The organism is Streptomyces sp. NBC_00090 (assembly GCF_045160815.1).
In the GTDB taxonomy this organism is placed as follows: domain Bacteria; phylum Actinomycetota; class Actinomycetes; order Streptomycetales; family Streptomycetaceae; genus Streptomyces.
This window is the reverse complement of sequence record NZ_CP108224.1, coordinates 2232127-2253734: the sequence shown is the minus strand read 5'-3', so window position 1 is coordinate 2253734 and position 21608 is coordinate 2232127. Positions and strand designations below refer to the sequence as shown.

The 21608-nt window shown below is 70.8% G+C and carries 22 protein-coding genes; 14 read left to right on the top strand and 8 right to left on the bottom strand.

Going from position 1 to position 21608, the window contains the following annotated elements; all coding sequences use genetic code 11:
• Positions 1-4: 4 nt before the first annotated feature.
• A complete protein-coding gene (tal, locus tag OG361_RS09955) occupies positions 5-1120 on the bottom strand; it encodes a transaldolase (RefSeq protein ID WP_405852996.1) in 1116 nt (371 codons plus the stop codon).
• A 36-nt stretch (positions 1121-1156) separates the two neighbouring features.
• The gene (gene tkt / locus OG361_RS09950) at positions 1157-3244 is read right to left on the bottom strand and encodes a transketolase (RefSeq protein ID WP_405852995.1); all 2088 of its coding nucleotides are present in this window, start codon (positions 3242-3244) and stop codon (positions 1157-1159) included.
• Between the two features lie 314 nt (positions 3245-3558).
• On the opposite strand from tkt, the gene OG361_RS09945 reads away from it, so the two are divergent.
• The 3 genes from OG361_RS09945 to OG361_RS09935 all read left to right on the top strand — a co-directional run bounded on the left by OG361_RS09945 (position 3559) and on the right by OG361_RS09935 (position 6098).
• A complete protein-coding gene (locus tag OG361_RS09945) occupies positions 3559-4506 on the top strand; it encodes a heme o synthase (RefSeq protein WP_405852994.1) in 948 nt (315 codons plus the stop codon).
• 94 nt (positions 4507-4600) lie between these two features.
• Positions 4601-4921 (top strand): hypothetical protein, encoded by a 321-nt coding sequence (locus OG361_RS09940; RefSeq protein WP_376394968.1) that lies wholly within the window; start codon positions 4601-4603, stop codon positions 4919-4921.
• A 70-nt stretch (positions 4922-4991) separates the two neighbouring features.
• Positions 4992-6098 carry an amidohydrolase family protein gene (locus OG361_RS09935; protein ID WP_405852993.1) on the top strand — a complete coding sequence of 369 codons (1107 nt, stop codon included), beginning with the start codon at positions 4992-4994 and terminating at the stop codon, positions 6096-6098.
• A gap of 100 nt (positions 6099-6198) precedes the next feature.
• On the opposite strand, the gene OG361_RS09930 is transcribed toward OG361_RS09935, so the two are convergent.
• From OG361_RS09930 to OG361_RS09920, 3 genes are all read right to left on the bottom strand, one after another.
• Positions 6199-7170, bottom strand: a complete 972-nt coding sequence (locus tag OG361_RS09930) for a COX15/CtaA family protein (protein ID WP_405852992.1) — start codon at positions 7168-7170, stop codon at positions 6199-6201.
• A gap of 75 nt (positions 7171-7245) precedes the next feature.
• On the bottom strand, positions 7246-8013 hold the full coding sequence (locus tag OG361_RS09925) for an ABC transporter permease (protein ID WP_405852991.1): 768 nt from the start codon (positions 8011-8013) through the stop codon (positions 7246-7248).
• Positions 8010-8936, bottom strand: a complete 927-nt coding sequence (locus tag OG361_RS09920) for an ABC transporter ATP-binding protein (protein ID WP_405852990.1) — start codon at positions 8934-8936, stop codon at positions 8010-8012. Before OG361_RS09920 ends, OG361_RS09925 begins: the two co-directional genes overlap by 4 nt.
• 311 nt (positions 8937-9247) lie before the next feature.
• Between OG361_RS09920 and OG361_RS09915 the strand changes: the two genes are divergently transcribed.
• The 8 genes from OG361_RS09915 to OG361_RS09880 all read left to right on the top strand — a co-directional run bounded on the left by OG361_RS09915 (position 9248) and on the right by OG361_RS09880 (position 15813).
• Positions 9248-9973: a helix-turn-helix transcriptional regulator gene (locus tag OG361_RS09915; RefSeq protein WP_384570259.1), complete on the top strand. Its 726-nt coding sequence runs from the start codon at positions 9248-9250 to the stop codon at positions 9971-9973.
• The gene (sufB, locus tag OG361_RS09910) at positions 9970-11385 is read left to right on the top strand and encodes a Fe-S cluster assembly protein SufB (RefSeq protein WP_405852989.1); all 1416 of its coding nucleotides are present in this window, start codon (positions 9970-9972) and stop codon (positions 11383-11385) included. Before OG361_RS09915 ends, sufB begins: the two co-directional genes overlap by 4 nt.
• 74 nt (positions 11386-11459) lie before the next feature.
• Positions 11460-12641 carry a Fe-S cluster assembly protein SufD gene (sufD, locus tag OG361_RS09905; protein ID WP_405852988.1) on the top strand — a complete coding sequence of 394 codons (1182 nt, stop codon included), beginning with the start codon at positions 11460-11462 and terminating at the stop codon, positions 12639-12641.
• On the top strand, positions 12641-12958 hold the full coding sequence (locus OG361_RS09900; RefSeq protein WP_351896732.1) for a bifunctional 3-phenylpropionate/cinnamic acid dioxygenase ferredoxin subunit: 318 nt from the start codon (positions 12641-12643) through the stop codon (positions 12956-12958). Before sufD ends, OG361_RS09900 begins: the two co-directional genes overlap by 1 nt.
• 7 nt (positions 12959-12965) lie before the next feature.
• Positions 12966-13733 carry a Fe-S cluster assembly ATPase SufC gene (gene sufC, locus OG361_RS09895; RefSeq protein WP_024757174.1) on the top strand — a complete coding sequence of 256 codons (768 nt, stop codon included), beginning with the start codon at positions 12966-12968 and terminating at the stop codon, positions 13731-13733.
• Positions 13730-14998 carry a cysteine desulfurase gene (locus OG361_RS09890; RefSeq protein ID WP_405852987.1) on the top strand — a complete coding sequence of 423 codons (1269 nt, stop codon included), beginning with the start codon at positions 13730-13732 and terminating at the stop codon, positions 14996-14998. Before sufC ends, OG361_RS09890 begins: the two co-directional genes overlap by 4 nt.
• A 9-nt stretch (positions 14999-15007) precedes the next feature.
• Entirely contained in the window at positions 15008-15478 is a 471-nt protein-coding gene (gene sufU / locus OG361_RS09885) for a Fe-S cluster assembly sulfur transfer protein SufU (protein ID WP_405852986.1), read from the top strand.
• Positions 15475-15813: a metal-sulfur cluster assembly factor gene (locus tag OG361_RS09880; protein ID WP_351794751.1), complete on the top strand. Its 339-nt coding sequence runs from the start codon at positions 15475-15477 to the stop codon at positions 15811-15813. Before sufU ends, OG361_RS09880 begins: the two co-directional genes overlap by 4 nt.
• Positions 15814-15903: 90 nt before the next feature.
• Here the strand turns inward: OG361_RS09880 and OG361_RS09875 are convergent, their stop codons facing one another.
• Positions 15904-16947: an oxidoreductase gene (locus tag OG361_RS09875; protein ID WP_405852985.1), complete on the bottom strand. Its 1044-nt coding sequence runs from the start codon at positions 16945-16947 to the stop codon at positions 15904-15906.
• Between the two features lie 63 nt (positions 16948-17010).
• Here OG361_RS09875 and OG361_RS09870 point away from each other — a divergent pair, with 63 nt between their 5' ends.
• Positions 17011-17331, top strand: coding sequence for a DMT family transporter (locus OG361_RS09870; RefSeq protein WP_405852984.1), 321 nt, complete (start codon positions 17011-17013; stop codon positions 17329-17331).
• Positions 17331-17894: a TetR/AcrR family transcriptional regulator gene (locus tag OG361_RS09865; protein WP_405852983.1), complete on the top strand. Its 564-nt coding sequence runs from the start codon at positions 17331-17333 to the stop codon at positions 17892-17894. The genes OG361_RS09870 and OG361_RS09865 overlap by 1 nt, the downstream gene beginning before the upstream one ends.
• A gap of 107 nt (positions 17895-18001) precedes the next feature.
• Here OG361_RS09865 and OG361_RS09860 read toward each other — a convergent pair whose 3' ends face one another.
• Positions 18002-19687, bottom strand: a complete 1686-nt coding sequence (locus tag OG361_RS09860) for an alpha/beta fold hydrolase (RefSeq protein ID WP_405852982.1) — start codon at positions 19685-19687, stop codon at positions 18002-18004.
• A 112-nt stretch (positions 19688-19799) separates the two neighbouring features.
• Entirely contained in the window at positions 19800-20357 is a 558-nt protein-coding gene (locus OG361_RS09855; RefSeq protein ID WP_405852980.1) for a TetR/AcrR family transcriptional regulator, read from the bottom strand.
• Positions 20358-20607: 250 nt separating this feature from the next.
• Between OG361_RS09855 and dapD the strand changes: the two genes are divergently transcribed.
• A complete protein-coding gene (gene dapD, locus OG361_RS09850) occupies positions 20608-21591 on the top strand; it encodes a 2,3,4,5-tetrahydropyridine-2,6-dicarboxylate N-succinyltransferase (RefSeq protein WP_405852979.1) in 984 nt (327 codons plus the stop codon).
• Positions 21592-21608 lie beyond the last annotated feature (17 nt).

Below are 21608 nucleotides of genomic sequence, written 5' to 3'. Positions count from 1 at the left end.
GTGCTTACGCCTCCGGTGCGAGGCGCGCGAGCTCCGCCTCGGTCGACTTGAGAAGGTCGTTCCAGGACGCCTCGAACTTCTCGACGCCCTCGTCCTCGAGGAGCTGCACGACGTCGTCGTAGCTGATGCCCAGCTCGGCGATGGCCGCCAGTTCCGCGCGGGACTGGTCGTAGGTGCCGCGCACGGTGTCACCGGTGACCTCGCCGTGGTCGGCGGTGGCCTCCAGGGTGGCTTCCGGCATGGTGTTGACGGTGCCCGGGGCGACCAGGTCCACGACGTACAGCGTGTCCTTGTACGCCGGGTCCTTGACGCCGGTCGAGGCCCACAGCGGACGCTGCTTGTTGGCCTGCGCCTTGTCGAGGGCCGCCCAGCGCTCGCCGCTGAACGTCTCCTCGAACGCCTCGTAGGCCAGGCGGGCGTTGGCCAGAGCGGCCTTGCCCTTGAGCGCCTTGGCCTCGTCGGTGCCGATGCCGTTCAGGCGCTTGTCGATCTCCGAGTCCACGCGGGAGACGAAGAAGGAGGCCACCGAGTGGATCTTCGAGAGGTCGAGGCCGCGCTCGCGGGCCTTCTCCAGACCCGCCAGGTAGGCGTCCATGACCGCGCGGTAGCGCTCCAGCGAGAAGATCAGCGTGACGTTGACGCTGATGCCGAGGCCGATGACCTCGGTGATCGCCGGCAGACCCGCCCTGGTGGCCGGGATCTTGATGAGCGTGTTGGGGCGGTCCACGAGCCAGGCCAGCTGCTTGGCCTCCGCGATGGTGGCGGTGGTCTCGTGGGCGAGACGGGGGTCGACCTCGATGGAGACCCGGCCGTCCTGGCCGTCGGTCGCGTCGAAGACCGGCCGCAGGATGTCGGCGGCGTCACGGACGTCCGCCGTCGTGATCATGCGGATGGCCTCGTCGACGGTCACCTTGCGGGCGGCGAGGTCGGCGAGCTGCTGGTCGTAGCCGTGCCCCTCGGAGATCGCCTTCTGGAAGATCGACGGGTTCGTGGTCACGCCGACCACGTGGCTCTGGTCGAGGAGCTCGGCCAGGTTGCCGGACGTGATCCGCTGACGCGAGAGGTCGTCCAACCAGATCGCGACGCCTTCGTCGGAGAGGCGCTTGAGAGCGTCTGTCATGAGAGTTGCATCTCCATTAAGTCGTACGTATTCGCGTCAGCGCGCGACGGCGTCGAGAGATTCCCGCGCGGCGGCGACAACGGCCTCCGGCGTGAACCCGAACTCGCGGAAGAGGACCTTCGCGTCCGCCGAGGCACCGAAGTGCTCCAGCGAGACGATCCGGCCGGCGTCCCCGACGTACCGGTGCCAGGTGAGACCGATGCCGGCCTCGACCGCGACCCGGGCCTTGACCGACGGCGGCAGGACGGAGTCCTTGTACGCCTGGTCCTGCTCCTCGAACCACTCGACGGACGGCATCGAGACCACGCGGGTCGGGACACCGGCGGCCTGGAGCTGCTCGCGGGCCTCGACGGCCAGGTGCACCTCGGAGCCGGTCGCGATGAGCACGAGCTCCGCGGGGCCGCCCTCGGCGTCGAAGAGCACGTAGCCGCCCTTGGCCGCGTCCTCGTTCGGCGCGTAGGTCGGCACACCCTGACGGGTGAGGGCGAGACCGTGCGGGGCACCCTTGCCGAAGACCTTGGTGTGACGCTTCATGATCTCGCGCCAGGCGATCGACGTCTCGTTGGCGTCGGCCGGCCGGACCACGTTCAGGCCCGGGATGGCGCGCAGCGAGGCGAGGTGCTCCACCGGCTGGTGGGTCGGGCCGTCCTCGCCCAGACCGATCGAGTCGTGCGTCCAGACGTACGTCACCGGCAGGTGCATCAGGGCCGACAGACGAACGGCGTTCCGCATGTAGTCGGAGAACACCAGGAAGGTGCCGCCGTAGACGCGCGTGTTGCCGTGGAGCGCGATGCCGTTCATCTCGGCGGCCATCGAGTGCTCGCGGATGCCGAAGTGGATCGTGCGGCCGTACGGGTCGGCCTCCGGCAGCGGGTTGCCCTCGGGCAGGAACGACGAGGTCTTGTCGATCGTCGTGTTGTTCGAGCCCGCCAGGTCGGCCGAGCCGCCCCACAGCTCGGGGATGACCGCGCCGAGCGCCTGGAGGACCTGGCCCGAGGCGGCACGCGTGGCGACGCCCTTGCCCGGCTCGTAGACCGGGAGCTTCTCCTCCCAGCCGGCCGGCAGCTCGTTCGCCTGGATGCGGTCGAACTCCGCCGCCCGCTCCGGGTTGGCCGTACGCCACTCCGCGAGGGACTTCTCCCACGCGGCGCGGGCCTCACGGCCACGGTCGCCGAGCGCGCGGGTGTGGGTGATGACCTCGTCGGTGACCTCGAAGGTCTGCTCCGGGTCGAAGCCCAGGACACGCTTGGTGGCCGCGATCTCCTCGTCGCCGAGCGCCGAGCCGTGCGAGGCCTCGGTGTTCTGCGCGTTCGGGGCGGGCCAGGCGATGATCGAGCGCATCGCGATGAACGACGGGCGCTCGGTCTCGGCCTCGGCGGCCCTGACCGCCGCGTACAGCGCGGCCGGGTCCAGGTCGCCGTTGGACTTCGGCTCGACGCGCTGGACGTGCCAGCCGTACGCCTCGTACCGCTTCATCGTGTCCTCGGACACGGCGGTCTCGGTGTCACCCTCGATCGAGATGTGGTTGTCGTCCCACAGCAGGATCAGGTTGCCGAGCTTCTGGTGGCCGGCGAGCGAGGACGCCTCGGCGGAGATGCCCTCCTGCAGGCAGCCGTCACCGGCGATCGCGTAGATCCGGTGGTCGAACGGGGAGGTGCCGGGGGCCGCCTCCGGGTCGAACAGACCGCGCTCGTAGCGGGCGGCCATCGCCATGCCCACGGCGTTGGCGACACCCTGGCCCAGCGGGCCGGTGGTCGTCTCGACGGCGGCGGTGTGGCCGTACTCCGGGTGGCCCGGGGTCTTCGAGCCCCAGGTGCGGAAGGCCTTCAGGTCGTCCAGCTCGAGACCGAAGCCACCCAGGTAGAGCTGGGTGTAGAGGGTCAGGGACGAGTGGCCCGCGGAGAGGACGAACCGGTCGCGCCCGACCCACTCGGGGTCGGCCGGGTCGTGCCGCATCACCTTCTGGAAGAGGGTGTACGCGGCGGGCGCAAGGCTCATCGCCGTACCAGGATGGCCGTTGCCGACCTTCTGTACGGCGTCCGCGGCCAGGACGCGGGCGGTGTCGACAGCCCGCTGGTCCAATTCGGTCCACTCGAGGTCTGTGGTGGTCGGCTTAGTGCTCACCCTGAGTCAGGGCTCCTCTCCACATGTTCTGAAGCCGGTGACTGAGGGTGTACCGGCGGTGTCGAGCCTACCCCCGTCGGAGCCCCCTCTTTTCGTGTGCAGGCCCCTCAAATGAGCGGACAGAGCAAGAGTGCCGGTGGCTGTGTGAGTTCGCCTCCCGAACGGTGTCCACGCCTTGGGACACACCCCTCCAACACGACCCCACCCCCGCGAAGATCGGCGTCTGGGCAACGTCTACAGTGGCGTGGTACGCGCAAGCTTCACCCCGTCTTCATCCGGGGAGCTTGCTGGGAATTTCTCTGTCAGGGGTGTGCGTGACGGCCGTCGAGTCCCGACCCGCAGGGGTCGTCTTGACTCCCAGCCCGGGGGGCCATCGGCCGTTCGGGGCCCGCGTCAAGGCATACGTGGCACTGACCAAGCCGCGGATCATCGAGCTTCTGCTCATCACGACCGTTCCGGTGATGTTCCTCGCCGAACAGGGTGTGCCGAACCTGTGGCTGGTACTCGCCACCTGCTTCGGCGGCTACCTGTCGGCGGGCGGCGCCAACGCGCTGAACATGTACATCGACCGCGACATCGACGCCCTGATGGACCGCACCTCCCAGCGCCCGCTGGTCACCGGCGTGCTCACGCCGCGTGAGGGCCTCGTCTTCGGCCTCACCCTCGCGGTGGTCTCCACGCTCTGGTTCGGCCTGCTGGTCAACTGGCTCTCCGCCGCGCTCTCGCTCGGCGCGCTCCTCTTCTACGTGGTCGTCTACACGATGATCCTGAAGCGGCGGACCGCGCAGAACATCGTCTGGGGCGGCATCGCCGGCTGCCTGCCGGTGCTGATCGGCTGGTCCGCCGTGACCAACTCGATGTCCTGGGCCGCGGTCATCCTCTTCCTCGTCATCTTCTTCTGGACGCCGCCGCACTACTGGCCGCTGTCGATGAAGGTGAAGGACGACTACGCGCGCGCCGGCGTGCCGATGCTCCCGGTCCTCGCCTCCAACAAGGTCGTGGCCAAGCAGATCGTCGCCTACAGCTGGGTGATGGTCGCCGTCTCGCTGCTGCTGACCCCGCTCGGCTACACGGGCTGGTTCTACCTGGCCGTGGCGCTGCTCACCGGCGGCTGGTGGCTCTGGGAGGCGCACGCGCTGCTCAACCGCGCGAAGTCCGGCGCGACCGGCGCGAAGCTCAAGGAGATGCGCCTCTTCCACTGGTCCATCACCTATGTCTCGCTGCTCTTCGTGGCGGTCGCGGTGGACCCCTTCCTCAGGTAGAGGACACGACGTACGGACGACGGCCGGGCCACGTGGGAAAGACCACGTGGCCCGGCCGTCGCCAGTACATCTACCCCTCGGTAGCATCGTTGTCATGGCAGAAACGAAGCAGGAAGAGCGCAGGGCGGCCAGGCTCGCGAAGCAGATCCGGGCGTTCTCCGCGGAGCACGGCGGCGCCGAGGGGCAGCTCGCCCACATCGGCCAGGCGGGCACCCGGATCGTCCTCGTCGGCACGGACGGCGGCTGGGGCGACCTGGTGGCCCCCACATACCCGATCGCGCAGCAGGCCGCCGAGAAGGCCGGTCTGACCCTCCACGACGAGTTCGACGGCGAGTTCGCCGCCAAGGTCGTCACCGGACCGTACGAGTGGAGCCGCATGGCCGGCATCCAGATCGGCGGCCCTTCCAACAGCTGAGGGGACAACCTCGCGAGGGGCTCACCCGTTAGGACGTGTGGAGACACGTCCACACAGGGAGCCCCCCGAGATGATCGACATGCCGAGCCTGGTGGACCAGTACTGCCACGGGGTGCTCCGTACGGAGCTCGGCCTCGGCACCTTCGAGACCCACCTCGGCGCGCACCTCGGCGACCGGCCCGGTGGGCCTCCCGTGCTGCCCGCCGCCGGTACGACCTTCTTCGACACGCAGACGGGCTTCGCGGTACGCCGCTGGTGCCCGCCGCTCCTCGGCCTCGAACCGCACTGCCCGCCGGCCCGCTACCTCGCCCGCCGCCGCGAACTCGGCGTCGCCGAGGCGGGCCGCCGGCTCCTCCGGGCCTCCGGGATCTCCACCTATCTGGTCGACACCGGGCTCACCGGCGACCTGACCCGGCCCGCCGAGATCGCCGCCGCGGGTGACGCCGAGGCCCATGAGATCGTCCGCCTCGAACCCCTCGCCGAGCAGGTCGCCGACACCTCGGGGACCGTCGAGGCCTTCCTCGCCAACCTCGCCGAGGCCGTCCACGGGGCCGCCGCCGACGCCGTGGCCTTCACCTCGGTGGCGGGGGTGGGCCGGGGGCTCGCGACGGCGCCCGAACCACCGGGACCGGGGGAGGTGCGCGGGGCCGCTGGGCGCTGGCTGGCAGGACGCCCGGCGGGCGGGCGGCTCACCGACCCCGTCCTGCTGCGGCACCTGCTCTGGATCGCGGTCACCGCCGGGCGCCCGCTCCAGCTGCACACGGGGGACCGGGACCCGGCGGTCCTCGCCGGCTTCGCCGCCGCCACCACGGGGCTCGGCACCGACCTCGTCCTGCTGCACGGCTACCCGCACCACCGCGGAGCCGCGCGCCTGACCGGCCTCCATCCGCACGTCTACGCGGACCTCGGCCCGGTCCTCGCCCACACCGGGGCCCGCGCGGCGGCCGTCCTCGCCGAGGTCCTGGAACTGGCGCCGTTCGGCAAGCTGCTGTTCTCCAGCGGCGCGCGCGGGCTGCCCGAGCTCCATGTGGTCGCCGCCGGCGTCTTCCGCTCGGCGCTCACGCGGGTGCTCGGGGAGTGGGTCGTGGAGGGCGCCTGGTCCCACGCGGACGCCCAGCGCGTCGCCACGATGATCGCGGCGGGCAACGCCCGCCGCGTCTACGGGCTGGGCCGGTAGCCCGGACCGGCCGGGGGGCTCGGACCGGCCGGAGGTCCTCGATCGGCCGGAGCTCCTGGATGGGCCGACGGTCCCGGACCGGCCTGCGGTCGCTGGCCGGTCAGACCGTGGTCGTGAGCTCCGGGTCGGCCTGGGCCGGGATGCCGGCGGTGGGCACCGGGCGCTCGCGCATGCTCAGGGCGAGGCGCAGCACCGCGATCCACATCAGCGAGGAGCCGAGCATGTGGACGGCGACCAGGACCTCGGGGACCCCCGTGAAGTACTGGACGTAGCCGATCCCGCCCTGGGCGAGCAGCACGATCAGCAGGTCGCGGGCGCGGGCCCGGGTGTCGTCCGGGGCGTCCACCACGCGCAGGACCAGCCACATGGCGAGCGCGAGCGCGCAGACGACCCAGGCGGCGATGGCGTGGACGTGGGCGGCGTTCGTCCAGTCCCACGGCATGCGCGGGACCTCGCTGCTGTCACCGGCGTGCTTGCCGGCGCCGGTCACCGTCGTACCGAGCGCGATGAGCAGACCCGAGGTGATCGTGATCGCCCAGGACAGCTTGCGGACCGGGCCCGGTACGCGCGGCCGGGGGGCGGTGTCGCCCTCGCCGGCCCGGTGCCAGGTGATGACCGCCACCGTGAGCAGGGCGTTCGCGGCCAGGAAGTGGCCGGCGACCGTCCACGGGTTGAGGCCCATCCACACCGTGATGCCACCGATGACGGCGTTGCTCATCACGATCCAGAACTGCGCCCAGGCCCAGCGGGTGAGGTTCCGGCGCCACGGCTTGGTGGACCGGGCGGCGATGATCGCCCAGCCGACGGCCGCCGAAAGGACGTACGTCAGCAGCCGGTTGCCGAACTCGATCAGGCCGCGGTAGCCCTGCTCGGGCGTGACGATGAGGCTGTCTTCCGTGCACTTCGGCCAGGTGTCGCAGCCGAGACCGGAACCGGTCAGCCGGACCGCGCCACCCGTGACGATGATGAACACGCTCATCACGACGGCGGAGAGCGCGGCGCGCCGGAGCGTCCGGGGGGACGGGGTCCAGCGCTGGGCGATGTAGGCGAGGGGGGTCAGCACGCGCCCCATCGTAGGACGGGGCTTGTGCACGCTTTCACGAGGGGGGTGTCTTGTCAGGAAACGTCACCCTCTGAACCTCTTCGACTACTCCCAGCGGAAGAACTTCGCCGCCGCTCCCAGGCCGAGCACCGCCCAGACCGCCAGGATCAGGGCGTTGCCCCAGGGCATCGCCGCGCCGTTCTGGAGGACGTCCCGCAGACCGTCCGAGAGGGCGGAGATCGGGAGCAGCTCCAGGAGCGAGCGGGCAGGCTCGGGGAACTTCTCCAGCGGCACGATGACCCCGCCGCCGACCAGGAGCAGCAGGAAGACCAGGTTGGCGGCGGCCAGGGTGGCCTCCGCCTTGAGCGTGCCCGCCATGAGCAGCCCGAGGCCCGAGAAGGCGGCCGTGCCGAGGACCAGGAGCAGCAGGACGGAGAAGGGGCCGCCCTGCGGGGACCAGCCGAGCGCCAGGGCGATCGCGGTCAGGAGCGCGACCTGGAGCACCTCGGTGACGAGGACGGCGAGCGTCTTGGCGGTCATCAGCGCCCAGCGGGGGAGCGGTGAGGCGCCGAGCCGCTTGAGCACCCCGTACCGCCGCTCGAAACCGGTCGCGATGGCCTGGCCGGTGAAGGCGGTGGAGAGCACGGCGAGCGCGAGGACGCCGGGGGCGAGGAAGTCGACGGCCTCGTCGGCACCCGTGTCGACGATGTCGACGGTGGAGAAGAGCACGAGGAGCAGCGAGGGGATGATCACCGTGAGGAGCAGCTGCTCGCCGTTGCGCAGCAGCATCCGGGTCTCCAGGGCCGTCTGCGCCGCGATCATCCGGCCGACGGGGGCCGCGCCGGGCTTGGGGGAGTAGGTACCCGTGCTCATGACCGCAGTTCCTTGCCCGTGAGTTCCAGGAAGACGTCTTCGAGGGTGTGGCGCTCGACGGAGATGCCCTCGGGCATGACGCCGTGCTGGGCGCACCAGCTGGTGACCGTGACGAGCAGCTGCGGGTCGACGGCGCCGGTGATCCGGTACGTGCCCGGGAGGGGCTCCGCCGCGGCCGTGCCGTCGGGCAGCGCCTTGAGCAGGGAGCCCAGGTCGAGCCCGGCGCGTCCGGTGAAGCGCAGGGTGTTCTCGGCTCCGCCGCGGCACAGCTCCTCGGGGCTGCCCTGGGCGGCGACCCGGCCGGCGTCGACGATGGCGACGTGGTCGGCGAGCTCCTCCGCCTCGTGCATGAAGTGGGTGGTGAGGACGACCGTCGCGCCGTCGGCGCGCAGTTCCCGTACGAGGTCCCAGGTGGCGCGGCGGGCCTGCGGGTCGAGTCCGGCGGTCGGTTCGTCGAGGAAGACGAGCTCGGGGCGGCCCACGACGGCCATGGCGAGCGCGAGGCGCTGCTGCTGGCCGCCGGAGAGCCGGCGGTAGGTGGTGCGGCCGCAGGAGTCGAGGCCGAGTCGCTCGATCAGGGCGTCCACGTCCAGCGGGTGGGCGTGCAGCTTCGCCATGTGGCGGAGCATCTCGTCGGCTCGGGCGCCGGAGTAGACGCCGCCGGACTGGAGCATCACGCCGATCCTGGGGCGCAGGGCGGCGGCGTCGGCGACCGGGTCGAGGCCGAGGACGCGGACGGTGCCGCCGTCGGGCCGGCGGTAGCCCTCGCAGGTCTCGATCGTGGTGGTCTTGCCGGCCCCGTTCGGGCCGAGGACGGCGGTGACGGTGCCCGCCCGCACGTCGAGGTCGAGGCCGTCGACGGCGGTCTTCTTTCCGTACCGCTTGACCAGGCCCCGGACCTGGACGACGGACTCATTTCCCATGGGCGGAAGTCTAGAGAGGCGCGGAAGGTCCTTCCGGCGCGGGGCGGGGTCCCTCGAACCGGGACGTCACGTGCGCTTCACCCGTGGCGGTGGGCATGGTTTCGGCGGTGTCGTCGTGGGCCGTGGAGGGCTCGTGGCCTGCGCGTACGGGTTCGCGGGGCGGTCCGGGCCGGCCCGGCCGAGGGGCTTGGATTCGTCCTACGAATGATCATTTCCGCAGGTCAGGTAAGCCTTACCTGAGTGACGCACGGCACCGTCGCCTCCGTGGACGCCGCTTGTCACTCCTCGATTAATTACGCAACAATGGCGTTGTGAAAAACGTTGGCGCGGCTCCGGTGGAGGAACTCGCGACCCGTGAGCGCTCCACGCGCAACCGGGTGGCGCGGTCGATCCTGGACCACGGTCCCTCGACCGTCGCCGATCTGGCCGAGCGGCTCCGCCTCACCCAGGCGGCCGTCCGCCGCCACCTGGACTCGCTGGTCGCGGAGAACGTCGTCGAGGCCCGCGAGAAGCGCGTCTACGGGACCCGCGCCCGTGGCCGCCCCGCGAAGATCTTCGCGCTCACCGACTGCGGCCGGGACGAGTTCGACCAGTCGTACGACTCCCTGGCCGTCGAGGCGCTCCGCTGGATCGAGCGCAACGCGGGAGGGGAGGCGGCCGTCGCGGCCTTCGCCCGCGATCGGATCGAGGCCCAGGGCGACACGTACCGGGAGGCCGTCGAGTCGGCGGACCCCGCCCGGCGGACCGAGGCGCTTGCCAAGGCCCTGACAGTCGACGGGTACGCTGCCACTGCGCGGAACGCGCCGGTCGGCGAGCAGCTCTGCCAGCACCACTGCCCGGTCGCCCACGTCGCCGAGCAGTACCCACAGCTGTGCGAGGCGGAGACGGAGTTCTTCTCCCGCCTCCTGGGAACGCACGTCCAGCGTCTGGCCACCATCGCGCATGGTGACGGCGTCTGCACGACGTTCATCCCGCACAGCGCCCCACAGACCACACCATCAGCATCCGTCAGTACGGCCGGGAGGAACCCCGCATGACCACCGAGATCAGCCACCCCGAGCTTGAGGGCCTGGGTCGGTACGAGTACGGCTGGGCCGACTCGGACGCGGCCGGTGCCACCGCCAAGCGCGGTCTGAACGAGGACGTCGTCCGCGACATCTCCTCGAAGAAGAACGAGCCCGAGTGGATGCTGAAGCTGCGTCTCAAGGGTCTGCGTCTCTTCGCCAAGAAGCCCATGCCGACCTGGGGCTCCGACCTCTCCGGCATCGACTTCGACAACATCAAGTACTTCGTGCGGTCCACCGAGAAGCAGGCCGAGTCCTGGGAGGACCTGCCGGAGGACATCAAGAACACGTACGACAAGCTCGGCATCCCGGAGGCGGAGAAGCAGCGCCTCGTCGCCGGTGTCGCCGCCCAGTACGAGTCCGAGGTCGTCTACCACCAGATCCGCGAGGACCTGGAGGAGCAGGGCGTCATCTTCGTCGACACCGACACCGCGCTGAAGGAACACGAGGAGCTCTTCAAGGAGTACTTCGGCACCGTCATCCCGGTCGGCGACAACAAGTTCGCCTCCCTGAACACGGCCGTGTGGTCCGGCGGCTCGTTCATCTACGTGCCCAAGGGCGTGCAGGTCGAGATCCCGCTCCAGGCCTACTTCCGTATCAACACGGAGAACATGGGCCAGTTCGAGCGGACGCTGATCATCGTCGACGAGGACGCCTACGTCCACTACGTCGAGGGCTGCACCGCCCCGATCTACTCCTCCGACTCGCTGCACAGCGCCGTCGTCGAGATCATCGTGAAGAAGGGCGGCCGCTGCCGCTACACGACGATCCAGAACTGGTCGAACAACGTCTACAACCTGGTGACCAAGCGCGCCGTCGCCTACGAGGGCGCCACCATGGAGTGGGTCGACGGCAACATCGGCTCCAAGGTCACCATGAAGTACCCGGCCGTCTACCTCATGGGCGAGCACGCCAAGGGCGAGACCCTGTCCATCGCCTTCGCGGGCGAGGGCCAGCACCAGGACGCCGGCGCCAAGATGGTGCACATGGCCCCGAACACCTCCTCGAACATCGTCTCCAAGTCGGTGGCGCGAGGCGGCGGCCGCACCTCCTACCGCGGTCTCATCGAGATCGGGGAAGGTGCCCCGGGCTCCAAGTCCAACGTGCTCTGCGACGCGCTGCTCGTCGACACGATCTCCCGCTCGGACACGTACCCCTACGTGGACGTGCGCGAGGACGATGTCTCCATGGGCCACGAGGCCACCGTCTCCAAGGTCTCCGAGGACCAGCTCTTCTACCTGATGAGCCGCGGCCTCACCGAGTTCGAGGCCATGGCGATGATCGTCCGCGGCTTCGTCGAGCCCATCGCCAAGGAGCTCCCGATGGAGTACGCCCTTGAGCTCAACCGGCTGATCGAGCTGCAGATGGAAGGCGCGGTCGGCTAAGGCCTTCCCGGCCCCGCCCCCGCACCCGCAGCGACCGATTTCCACGTACGCAGGAAGAGAGCAACACGACAGCCATGGCTGAGGCTCAGAACATCCCGGCGGGCTCCACCACCGCCGGCTCGATCGCGGTGGCCGCCGAGTCCACCGTCGCCACGCGCATGAGCGCGCCCCCGTCCTTCGACGTCGCGGACTTCCCCGTCCCGCACGGCCGCGAGGAGGAGTGGCGGTTCACGCCGCTGGCGCGACTGCGCGGCCTCCACGACGGCACCGCCGTCGCGTCCGGCGAGGGCGTCAAGGTCGAGATCGAGGCCCCCGAGGGCGTCACCGTGGAGACCGTCGGCCGCGAGGACGAGCGTCTCGGCAAGGCCGGCACGCCCGTCGACCGCGTCGCCGCCCAGGCGTACTCCTCCTTCGAGAAGGCCTCGGTCGTCACCGTCGCCAAGGAGGCCGTCCTCACCGAGCCGATCCGCATCGCGGTACACGGCGAGGGCGGGGTCGCCTTCGCCCACCAGGTGATCGAGCTCGGCGCCTTCGCCGAGGCCGTCGTGGTCATCGACCACACCGGTGACGCGGTGCTCGCCGCCAACGTCGACTACGTCCTCGGTGACGGCGCCAAGCTGACCGTCGTCTCCGTCCAGGACTGGGACGAGAAGGCCGTCCACGTCGCCCAGCACAACGCGCTGGTCGGCCGTGACGCCTCCTTCAAGTCGGTCATCGTCACCTTCGGCGGCGACGTCGTCCGCATCCACCCCCGTGTGTCGTACGCGGCCCCCGGCGGCGAGGCCGAGCTCTTCGGCCTGTACTTCACCGACGCCGGCCAGCACCAGGAGCACCGCCTCCTGGTCGACCACAACACCCCGCACTGCAAGTCCAACGTGGCCTACAAGGGCGCGCTGCAGGGCCAGGACGCGCACGCCGTCTGGATCGGTGACGTGCTCATCCAGGCCGCCGCCGAGGGCACCGACACGTACGAGCTCAACCGGAACCTGGTCCTCACGGACGGCGCCCGGGTCGACTCCGTGCCGAACCTGGAGATCGAGACCGGCGAGATCGCCGGCGCCGGTCACGCCTCGGCCACCGGTCGCTTCGACGACGAGCAGCTCTTCTACCTGATGTCCCGCGGTATCCCGGAGACCGAGGCCCGCCGCCTCGTCGTCCGCGGCTTCTTCGCAGAGCTGGTCCAGCAGATCGGTCTGCCGGACGTCCAGGAGCGCCTCCTCGCCAAGATCGAGGCCGAGCTGGAGGCCTCCGTCTGATGGCCTTCGTCCGAGTCTGCACACTGAGCGAGCTGGAGGCCGACACCCCGAAGCGGGTCGAGGTCGACGGCACGCCGGTGTCGGTCGTGCACACCGAGGGCGAGGTGTTCGCGATCAACGACATCTGCTCGCACGCGAACGTCTCCCTCTCGGAGGGCGAGGTCGAGGACTGCGCCATCGAGTGCTGGCTGCACGGGTCGAGCTTCGACCTCCGTACCGGGAAGCCCTCCGGCCTTCCCGCGACGCGCCCCGTGCCCGTTTACCCCGTCAAGATCGAAGGGGACGATGTGCTCGTCTCCGTCACCCAGGAGTCCTGAGTCACCCATGGCAACGCTTGAAATCCGCAACCTGCACGTCTCCGTCGAGGCCGAGAACGGCCCCCGCGAGATCCTCAAGGGTGTCGACCTGACCATCAAGCAGGGCGAGACCCACGCCGTCATGGGCCCCAACGGCTCCGGCAAGTCGACCCTGGCGTACTCGCTCGCCGGCCACCCGAAGTACACGGTCACCGGCGGCACCGTCACCCTCGACGGCGAGGACGTCCTGGAGATGTCGGTCGACGAGCGCGCCCGCGCCGGTGTCTTCCTGGCCATGCAGTACCCGGTCGAGGTCCCCGGTGTCTCGGTCTCCAACTTCCTGCGCACCTCCGCCACCGCCATCCGCGGCGAGGCCCCCAAGCTGCGTACCTGGGTGAAGGAGGTCAAGTCCGCGATGGAGCAGCTCCAGATGGACCCGGCCTTCGCCGAGCGCAACGTCAACGAGGGCTTCTCCGGCGGTGAGAAGAAGCGCCACGAGATCCTCCAGCTGGAGCTCCTCAAGCCGAAGATCGCGATCCTCGACGAGACCGACTCCGGCCTGGACGTCGACGCGCTGCGCCAGGTCTCCGAGGGCGTCAACCGCGTCCGCGAGACCGGTGAGGTCGGCACCCTGCTGATCACGCACTACACGCGCATCCTGCGCTACATCAAGCCCGACTTCGTTCACGTCTTCTCCGAGGGCCGCATCGTCGAGTCCGGCGGCGCCGAGCTCGCCGACAAGCTGGAGAACGAGGGCTACGAGGCCTACAGCACGAAGGGTGGCGCATCCGCGTGACAACTGCCCATCAGGGGCTCTCCGGCCTCCTCGACACCGAGGCGATCCGCAAGGACTTCCCGCTCCTGGATCGCGTGGTCCACGACGGCAAGAAGATCGTGTACCTGGACTCCGCGGCGACCTCGCAGAAGCCGCGCCAGGTGCTCGACGCGCTCAACACGTACTACGAGCGGCACAACGCGAATGTCCACCGCGGCGTCTACACGGTCGCCGAGGAGGCGACGGCGCTCTACGAGGGCGCCCGTGACAAGGTCGCGGCCTTCATCAACGCGCCGAGCCGCGACGAGGTGATCTTCACCAAGAACGCCTCGGAGTCGCTCAACCTCGTGGCCAACATGCTGGGCTGGGCCGACGAGCCCTACCGCGTGGACCACGAGACCGAGATCGCCATCACGGAGATGGAGCACCACTCCAACATCGTGCCGTGGCAGCTGCTCTCGCAGCGCACGGGCGCGAAGCTGAAGTGGTTCGGCCTCACCGACGACGGCCGTCTCGACCTCTCGAACATCGAAGAGGTCATCACCGAGAAGACCAAGATCGTCTCCTTCACGCTGGTCTCGAACCTGCTGGGCACGATCAACCCGGTCGAGACGATCATCCGCCGCGCCCAGGAGGTCGGTGCGCTCGTCTGCATCGACGCCTCCCAGGCGGCCCCGCACATGGTCCTGGACGTACAGGCGCTCCAGGCCGACTTCGTGGCCTTCACCGGTCACAAGATGTGCGGCCCGACCGGCATCGGCGTGCTGTGGGGACGGCAGGAGCTCCTGGAGGACCTCCCGCCCTTCCTCGGCGGCGGCGAGATGATCGAGACCGTCTCGATGCACTCCTCGACCTACGCTCCGGCCCCGCACAAGTTCGAGGCGGGTACGCCCCCGATCGCCCAGGCCGTCGGCCTCGGCGCGGCCGTGGACTACCTGTCGGCGATCGGCATGGAGAACATCGCGCGCCACGAGCACGCGATCACCGAGTACGCCGTCCGACGCCTCCAGGAGGTCCCGGACCTGCGGATCATCGGCCCCACCACGGCCGAGGACCGCGGCGCGGCGATCTCCTTCACGCTCGGCGACATCCACCCGCACGACGTGGGTCAGGTGCTCGACGAGGAGGGCATCGCGGTCCGGGTCGGCCACCACTGCGCGCGGCCGGTCTGCCTGCGGTACGGAATTCCTGCGACCACGCGGGCGTCGTTCTATCTGTACTCCACCCCGGCCGAGGTCGACGCCCTGGTCGCGGGTCTGGAGCACGTACGGAACTTCTTCGGGTAGGGGTTGGTCGTGAAGCTGGATTCGATGTACCAGGACGTCATCCTGGACCACTACAAGCACCCCCACGGGCGCGGTCTTCGGGACGGCGATGCCGAGGTGCACCACGTCAATCCGACGTGCGGCGACGAGATCACGCTCCGCGTGAAGTACGAGGGCACGCGCATCGCGGACGTCTCGTACGAGGGTCAGGGCTGCTCGATCAGCCAGGCTTCGGCCTCGGTCCTGAACGAGCTGCTCGTCGGCAAGGAGCTGGCCGAGGCGCAGAAGATCCAGGGCACCTTCCTGGAGCTGATGCAGTCCAAGGGCCAGATCGAGCCCGACGACGCGATGGAGGAGGTCCTGGAGGACGCGGTCGCGTTCGCGGGCGTCTCCAAGTACCCCGCCCGTGTGAAGTGCGCGCTGCTCAGCTGGATGGCGTGGAAGGACGCGACCGCCCAGGCGCTGGGAGACTCCGACAAGTCTGTGAGGAAGTCGGCATGACCGAGAACGCCGAGGCCACGATGAAGCCGGCCTCCGAGGAAGAAGTCCGTGAGGCGCTGTACGACGTCGTCGACCCCGAGCTGGGCATCGACGTGGTCAACCTCGGGCTGATCTACGGCATCCACATCGACGACTCGAACGTCGCGACGCTGGACATGACCCTGACGTCGGCGGCCTGCCCGCTGACCGATGTGATCGAGGACCAGGCGAGGTCGGCGACGGACGGCATCGTCAACGAGCTGAAGATCAACTGGGTCTGGATGCCGCCGTGGGGTCCGGACAAGATCACGGACGACGGCCGCGAGCAGCTGCGCGCGCTCGGCTTCAACGTCTGAGATCCGACCACGTGTGAACGGCCGTGCCCTTCGGGGCACGGCCGTTTCGCGTATGCGCTCGGGTACGTGTTCGCGTGCCCGGCGGCGTCCTCAGAGGAGGCCGGCGGCCCGGGTGAGCTCCGGAGCCAGGTTCTCCTTGCGGATGCGCAGGTCGACGTAGACCAGCGCCGCCACGAGCGGCGGGAAGACGGCGACGACCATCTGGCTGACCAGCTGTCCGGCGAGCAGGAACGCGAAGATCACCGCGAAGGCGGCGATCACCGCTCCCTCGTCGCCGGCGGTGAAGTCGATGGCCGCCAGCGGCGCCGACATCAGCATGGAGAGGACCTGCTGGATCACCCAGCCGACGACGGTGGCCATCAGTCCGACCAGCAGGAGGATGCCGAAGGAGCGCCACCAGAAGCCGCGGATCAGGGCCGAGGAGCGGCGCATCGAGGCGATCACGCCCTGACCCTCCATCACCGCCGTCGCCGGGGCCAGGCTGAACTTCACCCAGAGCCAGAGCACGAGGGGGGTGAGGGGCAGAGCGGCGAGCCCCGCGCCGACGAAGGCCGTGATCACCAGGGATATCGGGCTGCCGCCATTGAAGCTTGCCAGCAGGGCGATGAACGTCGCCGCGAACACCACGACCATGAGCAGCATCGGCAGGCTCGTCAGGATCACCGTGCCCAGGACGGCCGGCATCCGGGCCCAGGCGCGGTGCCAGAGGGCGCCGAAAGTGGTCGGGCGGCCGAGGACGGCCTCCTGCATCACGGCCGGGCAGGCCGCGGCCATCACGGCGTTGGCGCTGAGGATCGCGATCAGGCCGGCGATCCAGACGAGGACGAACGCGACGATCAGCGGCTGGACGTCGTCCCAGCGCGGCTTCTGGCCGGGTGGCAGGTCGAACACGGCGGGGAAGAGGTCGCCGACGGCCGCGTACGCGATGCCGATCGCCGCTCCCACGAACAGGAGCGCCGTGCCGTAGACGGAGGCGGTGACGCCGAGCAGTTGCTTCCAGTGGCGGCCGAGGGCGCTGAAGGCGCCGCCGAGGATCGCGCCGAGGGTGAGCGGCGCCAGGGGTATGACCCCGGGTCTCGGGGGCGGTGGCGGATAGCCGTAGCCGTAGGGCGGCGGGCCAGGGGGAAACGTCATGCGGGACACCGTATCGGTAGCCGTTGTGTACGGTCGTACGCAGTGCTGTGTACGCTTGTACGCATGGGATACGGACTGCTGGCGGGCGCCATCGTGGCGGAGATCCTCGCCACCACCTCGATGAAGTACAGCGAAGGCTTCTCCAGGCTCTGGCCCTCGCTGATCACCGGCGCGGGCTATCTGGTCGCCTTCGCCCTCCTCGCCCAGGCGCTCAAGACGCTCCAGGTCGGCACCGCGTACGCGATCTGGTCCGGGGTCGGCACCGCCGCCGTCGCCACGATCGGCATCCTCTTCCTCGGCGAGACCCTCAGCCTCGCCAAGGTCGCCGGGATCGTCCTCATCGTCGCCGGGGTCGCCGTCCTCAACCTCGGCGGCGCGCACTGATGGCCCGCGCCCGCCGCTACGACCCCGAGCGGCGCGAGCGGATCGTCGACGCGGCCCTCCGGGTCGTCGGACGGTCCGGCATCGCCGGGCTGAGCCACCGCACCGTCGCCGCCGAGGCGGACGTGCCGCTCGGCTCCACGACGTACCACTTCGCCTCCCTCGACGAACTCCTCGTCGCCGCCCTGCGCAAGGCCAACGAGGGCTTCGGGCGGAAGCTCCGCGAGAGCCCCGCCCTCGCCGCACCGGCCGGCGACCCCGCCGCCGCGCTCGCCCGGCTCCTGGGGGAGTGGCTGGGCGGCGAACGCTCCGGCGTGGAGCTGGAGTACGAGCTCTACCTCGCCGCCCTGCGCCGCCCCGCCCTGCGCCCGGTCGCCGCCGAGTGGACCGAGACCGTCGTCGCCGCGCTCTCCGCCCGGACCGACCCCGCCACCGCGCGGGCCCTGGTCGCCCTCATGGACGGCATCTGCCTCCAGGTGCTGCTCACCGACGGCACGTACGACGAGGAGTACGCGCGCGAGATGCTGGCCCGGATCCTGGGACCGGCGGAGGGCCCGCCCCTGTAGGTGCGCGTGTCTGTGCGGGACCCCGCTGTGCGGGACTCCACCGTGCGGGACCCCGCCGTCGGCTCATCCGCCGTCGGCTTATCCGTGGTCGGCTCATCCGCCTCGGCTCATCCGCGGTCCGGGGCGGAGTCGGCGCCGAGGTGGTGGGCCAGCTGGGAGGGATGCGTCAGCTGGGGGTAGTGGCCGGCCCCGGCGATCTCGGTCACCGGGTGATCGACGGCCGTGACCAGCGGGTCCGCCGAGCCCACGACGATCCGGACCGGGACCTCCACCCGGTCCAGCAGCGTCCGCGACCGCCGGCGCTCGGCGACGTCCGTGCGCAGCGCCGCGGCCACCCGGCGCGCCACCCCGCGACGGCCCAGGTCGGCCGCCGCGCTCTCCACCTCCGCCCCCTCGGGAACACCCAGCGTCCGGGCCAGCCGAGCGGCGGACACGCGGCGCAGCATCGGCGCGGCCAGGCCCGAGCGGGCGAGCCGCGCCGCGGGTGCCTGCAGGAACGCCGGGGAGACGAGGACGAGCCCGCTGAGGCGTTCCGGGTGGTCGACGGCGAAGCGGAGCGCGGGTCCGCAGGCCGCGGAGTGCGCGACCAGCACGGGGCGGGTCGCCACCGGGCTCAACAGGTCGGCCAGCCACGCGTCCACCGGCCGGTCCGTGGCGGCCGAACGACCCAGGCCCGGCAGGTCGGGGGCGAGGACCGGGCCGGGGAGGTGGGCGGCGAGGGGCGCCCAGAGGTCGGCGTTCATCGGCAGTCCGTGCAGCAGGACGTGGGCGGGGCGGTGCCGCTCTCCGGTCACCCAGGTACGGCTGCCCGCCACGGCGTGGAAGCCGTACGGGCGAAGCCAGGGCGAGGCCCCACCGAATCGCGCCGCCACCAGGTCGTCGGCCCACGCGCGCAGGGCGTCGGCGGCCGGAGGCATCTCCAGGCCGGCGCTCGCGGCGAAGGCGCGGGCGGACGCCGTCGGGTAGCGGTCGCTCGACAGGAAGGACAGCGTCTCGGGATCGGCACCGGTCAGCGTGCGCGGCAGGCGCCGCAGCAGGCCGACGGGGACGGTCCGGCGAGGGGCGCGTACGCCGGTGTGCTCGGCGATCGTACGGATCAGGTCGGGCAGGAGCGGCGTGCTGTCGTCGAGCACCCAGTAGTGCTCACCCGCGGGCGCCGCGGGGACCTCCGCCAGGAACCGCGCGAAGTAGTCGATCGTGGCGATCGGCAGGAACGTGTCGGGGCCACCGGGCAGCGCGGGGAGCCGCCCCCGCCACAGGTCCTCGACGAGGGAGGCGAGGCCGACGTACTGGCCCGGCCCGATCACGGTGCTGGGATTGGCGATCGTCAGCGGGACCCCCAGCTCGCGGGCCCGGGCGCGCACCGCGAGATCGGCCTCGAACTTGGATGCCTCGTAGGCGCCGAGAGCGGCGTAGTCGGCCTGGCCGCCGGCCGCGCTCACCCGATAGCCGCTGATGTGCACCAGGCGCCGCAGCCCGGGCAGCGAGGCGGCCCATTCGAGCACGTGGAGCGCCCCGGTGACATTGGTCGCCCGCGCCTCCTCCGCGCCGAGGCCGAAGGCGAAGCGGGCGGCGGCGTTGTAGACGTCCCGCACCTCGGGCAGCCCCGAAAGCGGTCGGGTGATGTCGGCGGTGACGATCTCCAGCCCGGCGGTGTCCACGCCCTGGGAGGCCAGCCAGGGGGTGAGGGTGTCCTTGCGTACGGCTGCCGCCACCCGCCGGCCCCGGGTGAGCAGCTCGGCGACGAGGGAGCGGCCGATGAAGCCGGTCGCGCCGAAGACGATCGCGTCCATGGGACTCCTTAAATAGATCGGTCTACATATTTTTTGGGCAGGAAGAAGGCCCGCCGTCGACCGGCGGGCCTCGGGGGTGTCCGGCGGATCGTGGCCGGGGTCGCCCCCTGGGTCAGCCCAGGAGGGCGTGAATCTGGCGGGCGACGCGCTCCAGCGGGTCCCTGCTGCGATGCGCGCGGGCCAGCAGGAGTGCCCCCTCCACCAGGGCCAGGACCGTGACGGCGAGGTCGTCGGCGTCCGGACGGCTCGCCAGCCGTGTGCGCAGAGCCGCCTCCCAGGAGGCGTAGACCTCCGAGCACACCTCCTGCAGCGGGTCGTTGACGGCGGCCGTCTCCAGGGCCACCGTGGCCACCGGGCATCCCTTGCGCCAGCCCGACTCCGCGAGCCGGTCGCCCAGCTGGCGCAGCATTCCCTCGACGAACTCCGCCGGCGAGGGGCTGGTGCCGGCCGCCTCTCCCAGGGCGTCGCCGATCGCCTGTCCCGCCCGCCGGACGGATTCGCCGACCAGCTGGTCCTTGCCGCCGGGGAAGTGGAAGTAGAGCGAGCCGCGGGGTGCGCCGCTGACCGCGACGACCTGGTTGAGCCCCGTGCCGAAGTACCCCGCTGTCTCCACCAGCTCCTGCGTCGCGTCCAGCAGTCGGTCCCGCGTCTCGGCGCCCTTCTGTCCCATGACGTCAAAGTAGACCGATCTACATATTCTTTCAACCCCTCTCCGGATCCGGGTGAGAACCCCGATGCCGGGAGGGAACCCCCGATGCCCGGCGGGAACCCCCTATGCCCGGTGGGACCCCCGATGCCCGGTGGGAACCTCCGACCGCATCGCCTTCGCCTTCGGCCGTTCCGCCGGAACCGGCCCGCGACTCGACCGGCACCTGAGACCGGTTGGCCCGCGCGGGGGCGCGCCCGTTAGGTTTTCCGTCATGACCACTGCTCCTCGCACCACCGGCGCCGTCGCCGCCGGCCTCGCCACCATCGCCGGTGACGGCTCCGTTCTCGACACCTGGTTCCCCGCCCCCGAGCTGACCGACGCGCCCGGCCCCGCCGGCACCGAGCGGCTCACCCCCGACGAGGCCGTGAACGCCCTCGGCGAGGGCGCCGCCAAGGCCCTCGGCGTGGACGCCCGCCGGGGCGTCGAGGTGGTCGCCATCCGCACCGTCATCGCCTCGCTCGACGAGAAGCCGCTCGACGCGCACGACGCCTACCTCCGCCTGCACCTGCTCAGCCACCGGCTGGTCAAGCCGCACGGCCAGAGCCTGGACGGCGTCTTCGGCCTCCTCACCAACGTCGCCTGGACCTCGCTCGGCCCGGTCGCCGTGGACGACATCGAGAAGGTGCGGCTCAACGCCCGCGCCGAGGGCCTGCACCTCGCCGTGACGAGCATCGACAAGTTCCCGCGCATGACCGACTACGTCGTGCCCGCCGGGGTCCGCATCGCCGACGCCGACCGCGTGCGCCTCGGCGCCCACCTCGCCGCCGGTACCACCGTCATGCACGAGGGCTTCGTCAACTTCAACGCCGGCACCCTCGGCACCTCGATGGTCGAGGGCCGGATCTCCGCCGGCGTCGTCGTCGGCAACGGCTCCGACATCGGCGGCGGCGCCTCCACCATGGGCACCCTCTCCGGTGGCGGCAACGTCGTCATCTCGATCGGCGAGCGCTGCCTGATCGGTGCGGAGGCGGGCGTCGGCATCGCCCTCGGTGACGAGTGCGTCGTCGAGGCCGGTCTCTACGTCACGGCCGGCACCCGGGTCACCATGCCCGACGGCCAGATCGTCAAGGCCCGCGAGCTCTCCGGCGGCTCGAACATCCTGTTCCGCCGCAACTCGGTGACCGGCGCCGTCGAGGCCCGCCCGAACAACGCGGTCTGGGGCGGGCTGAACGACATCCTCCACAGCCACAACTGACCCGGTAGCCACAACTG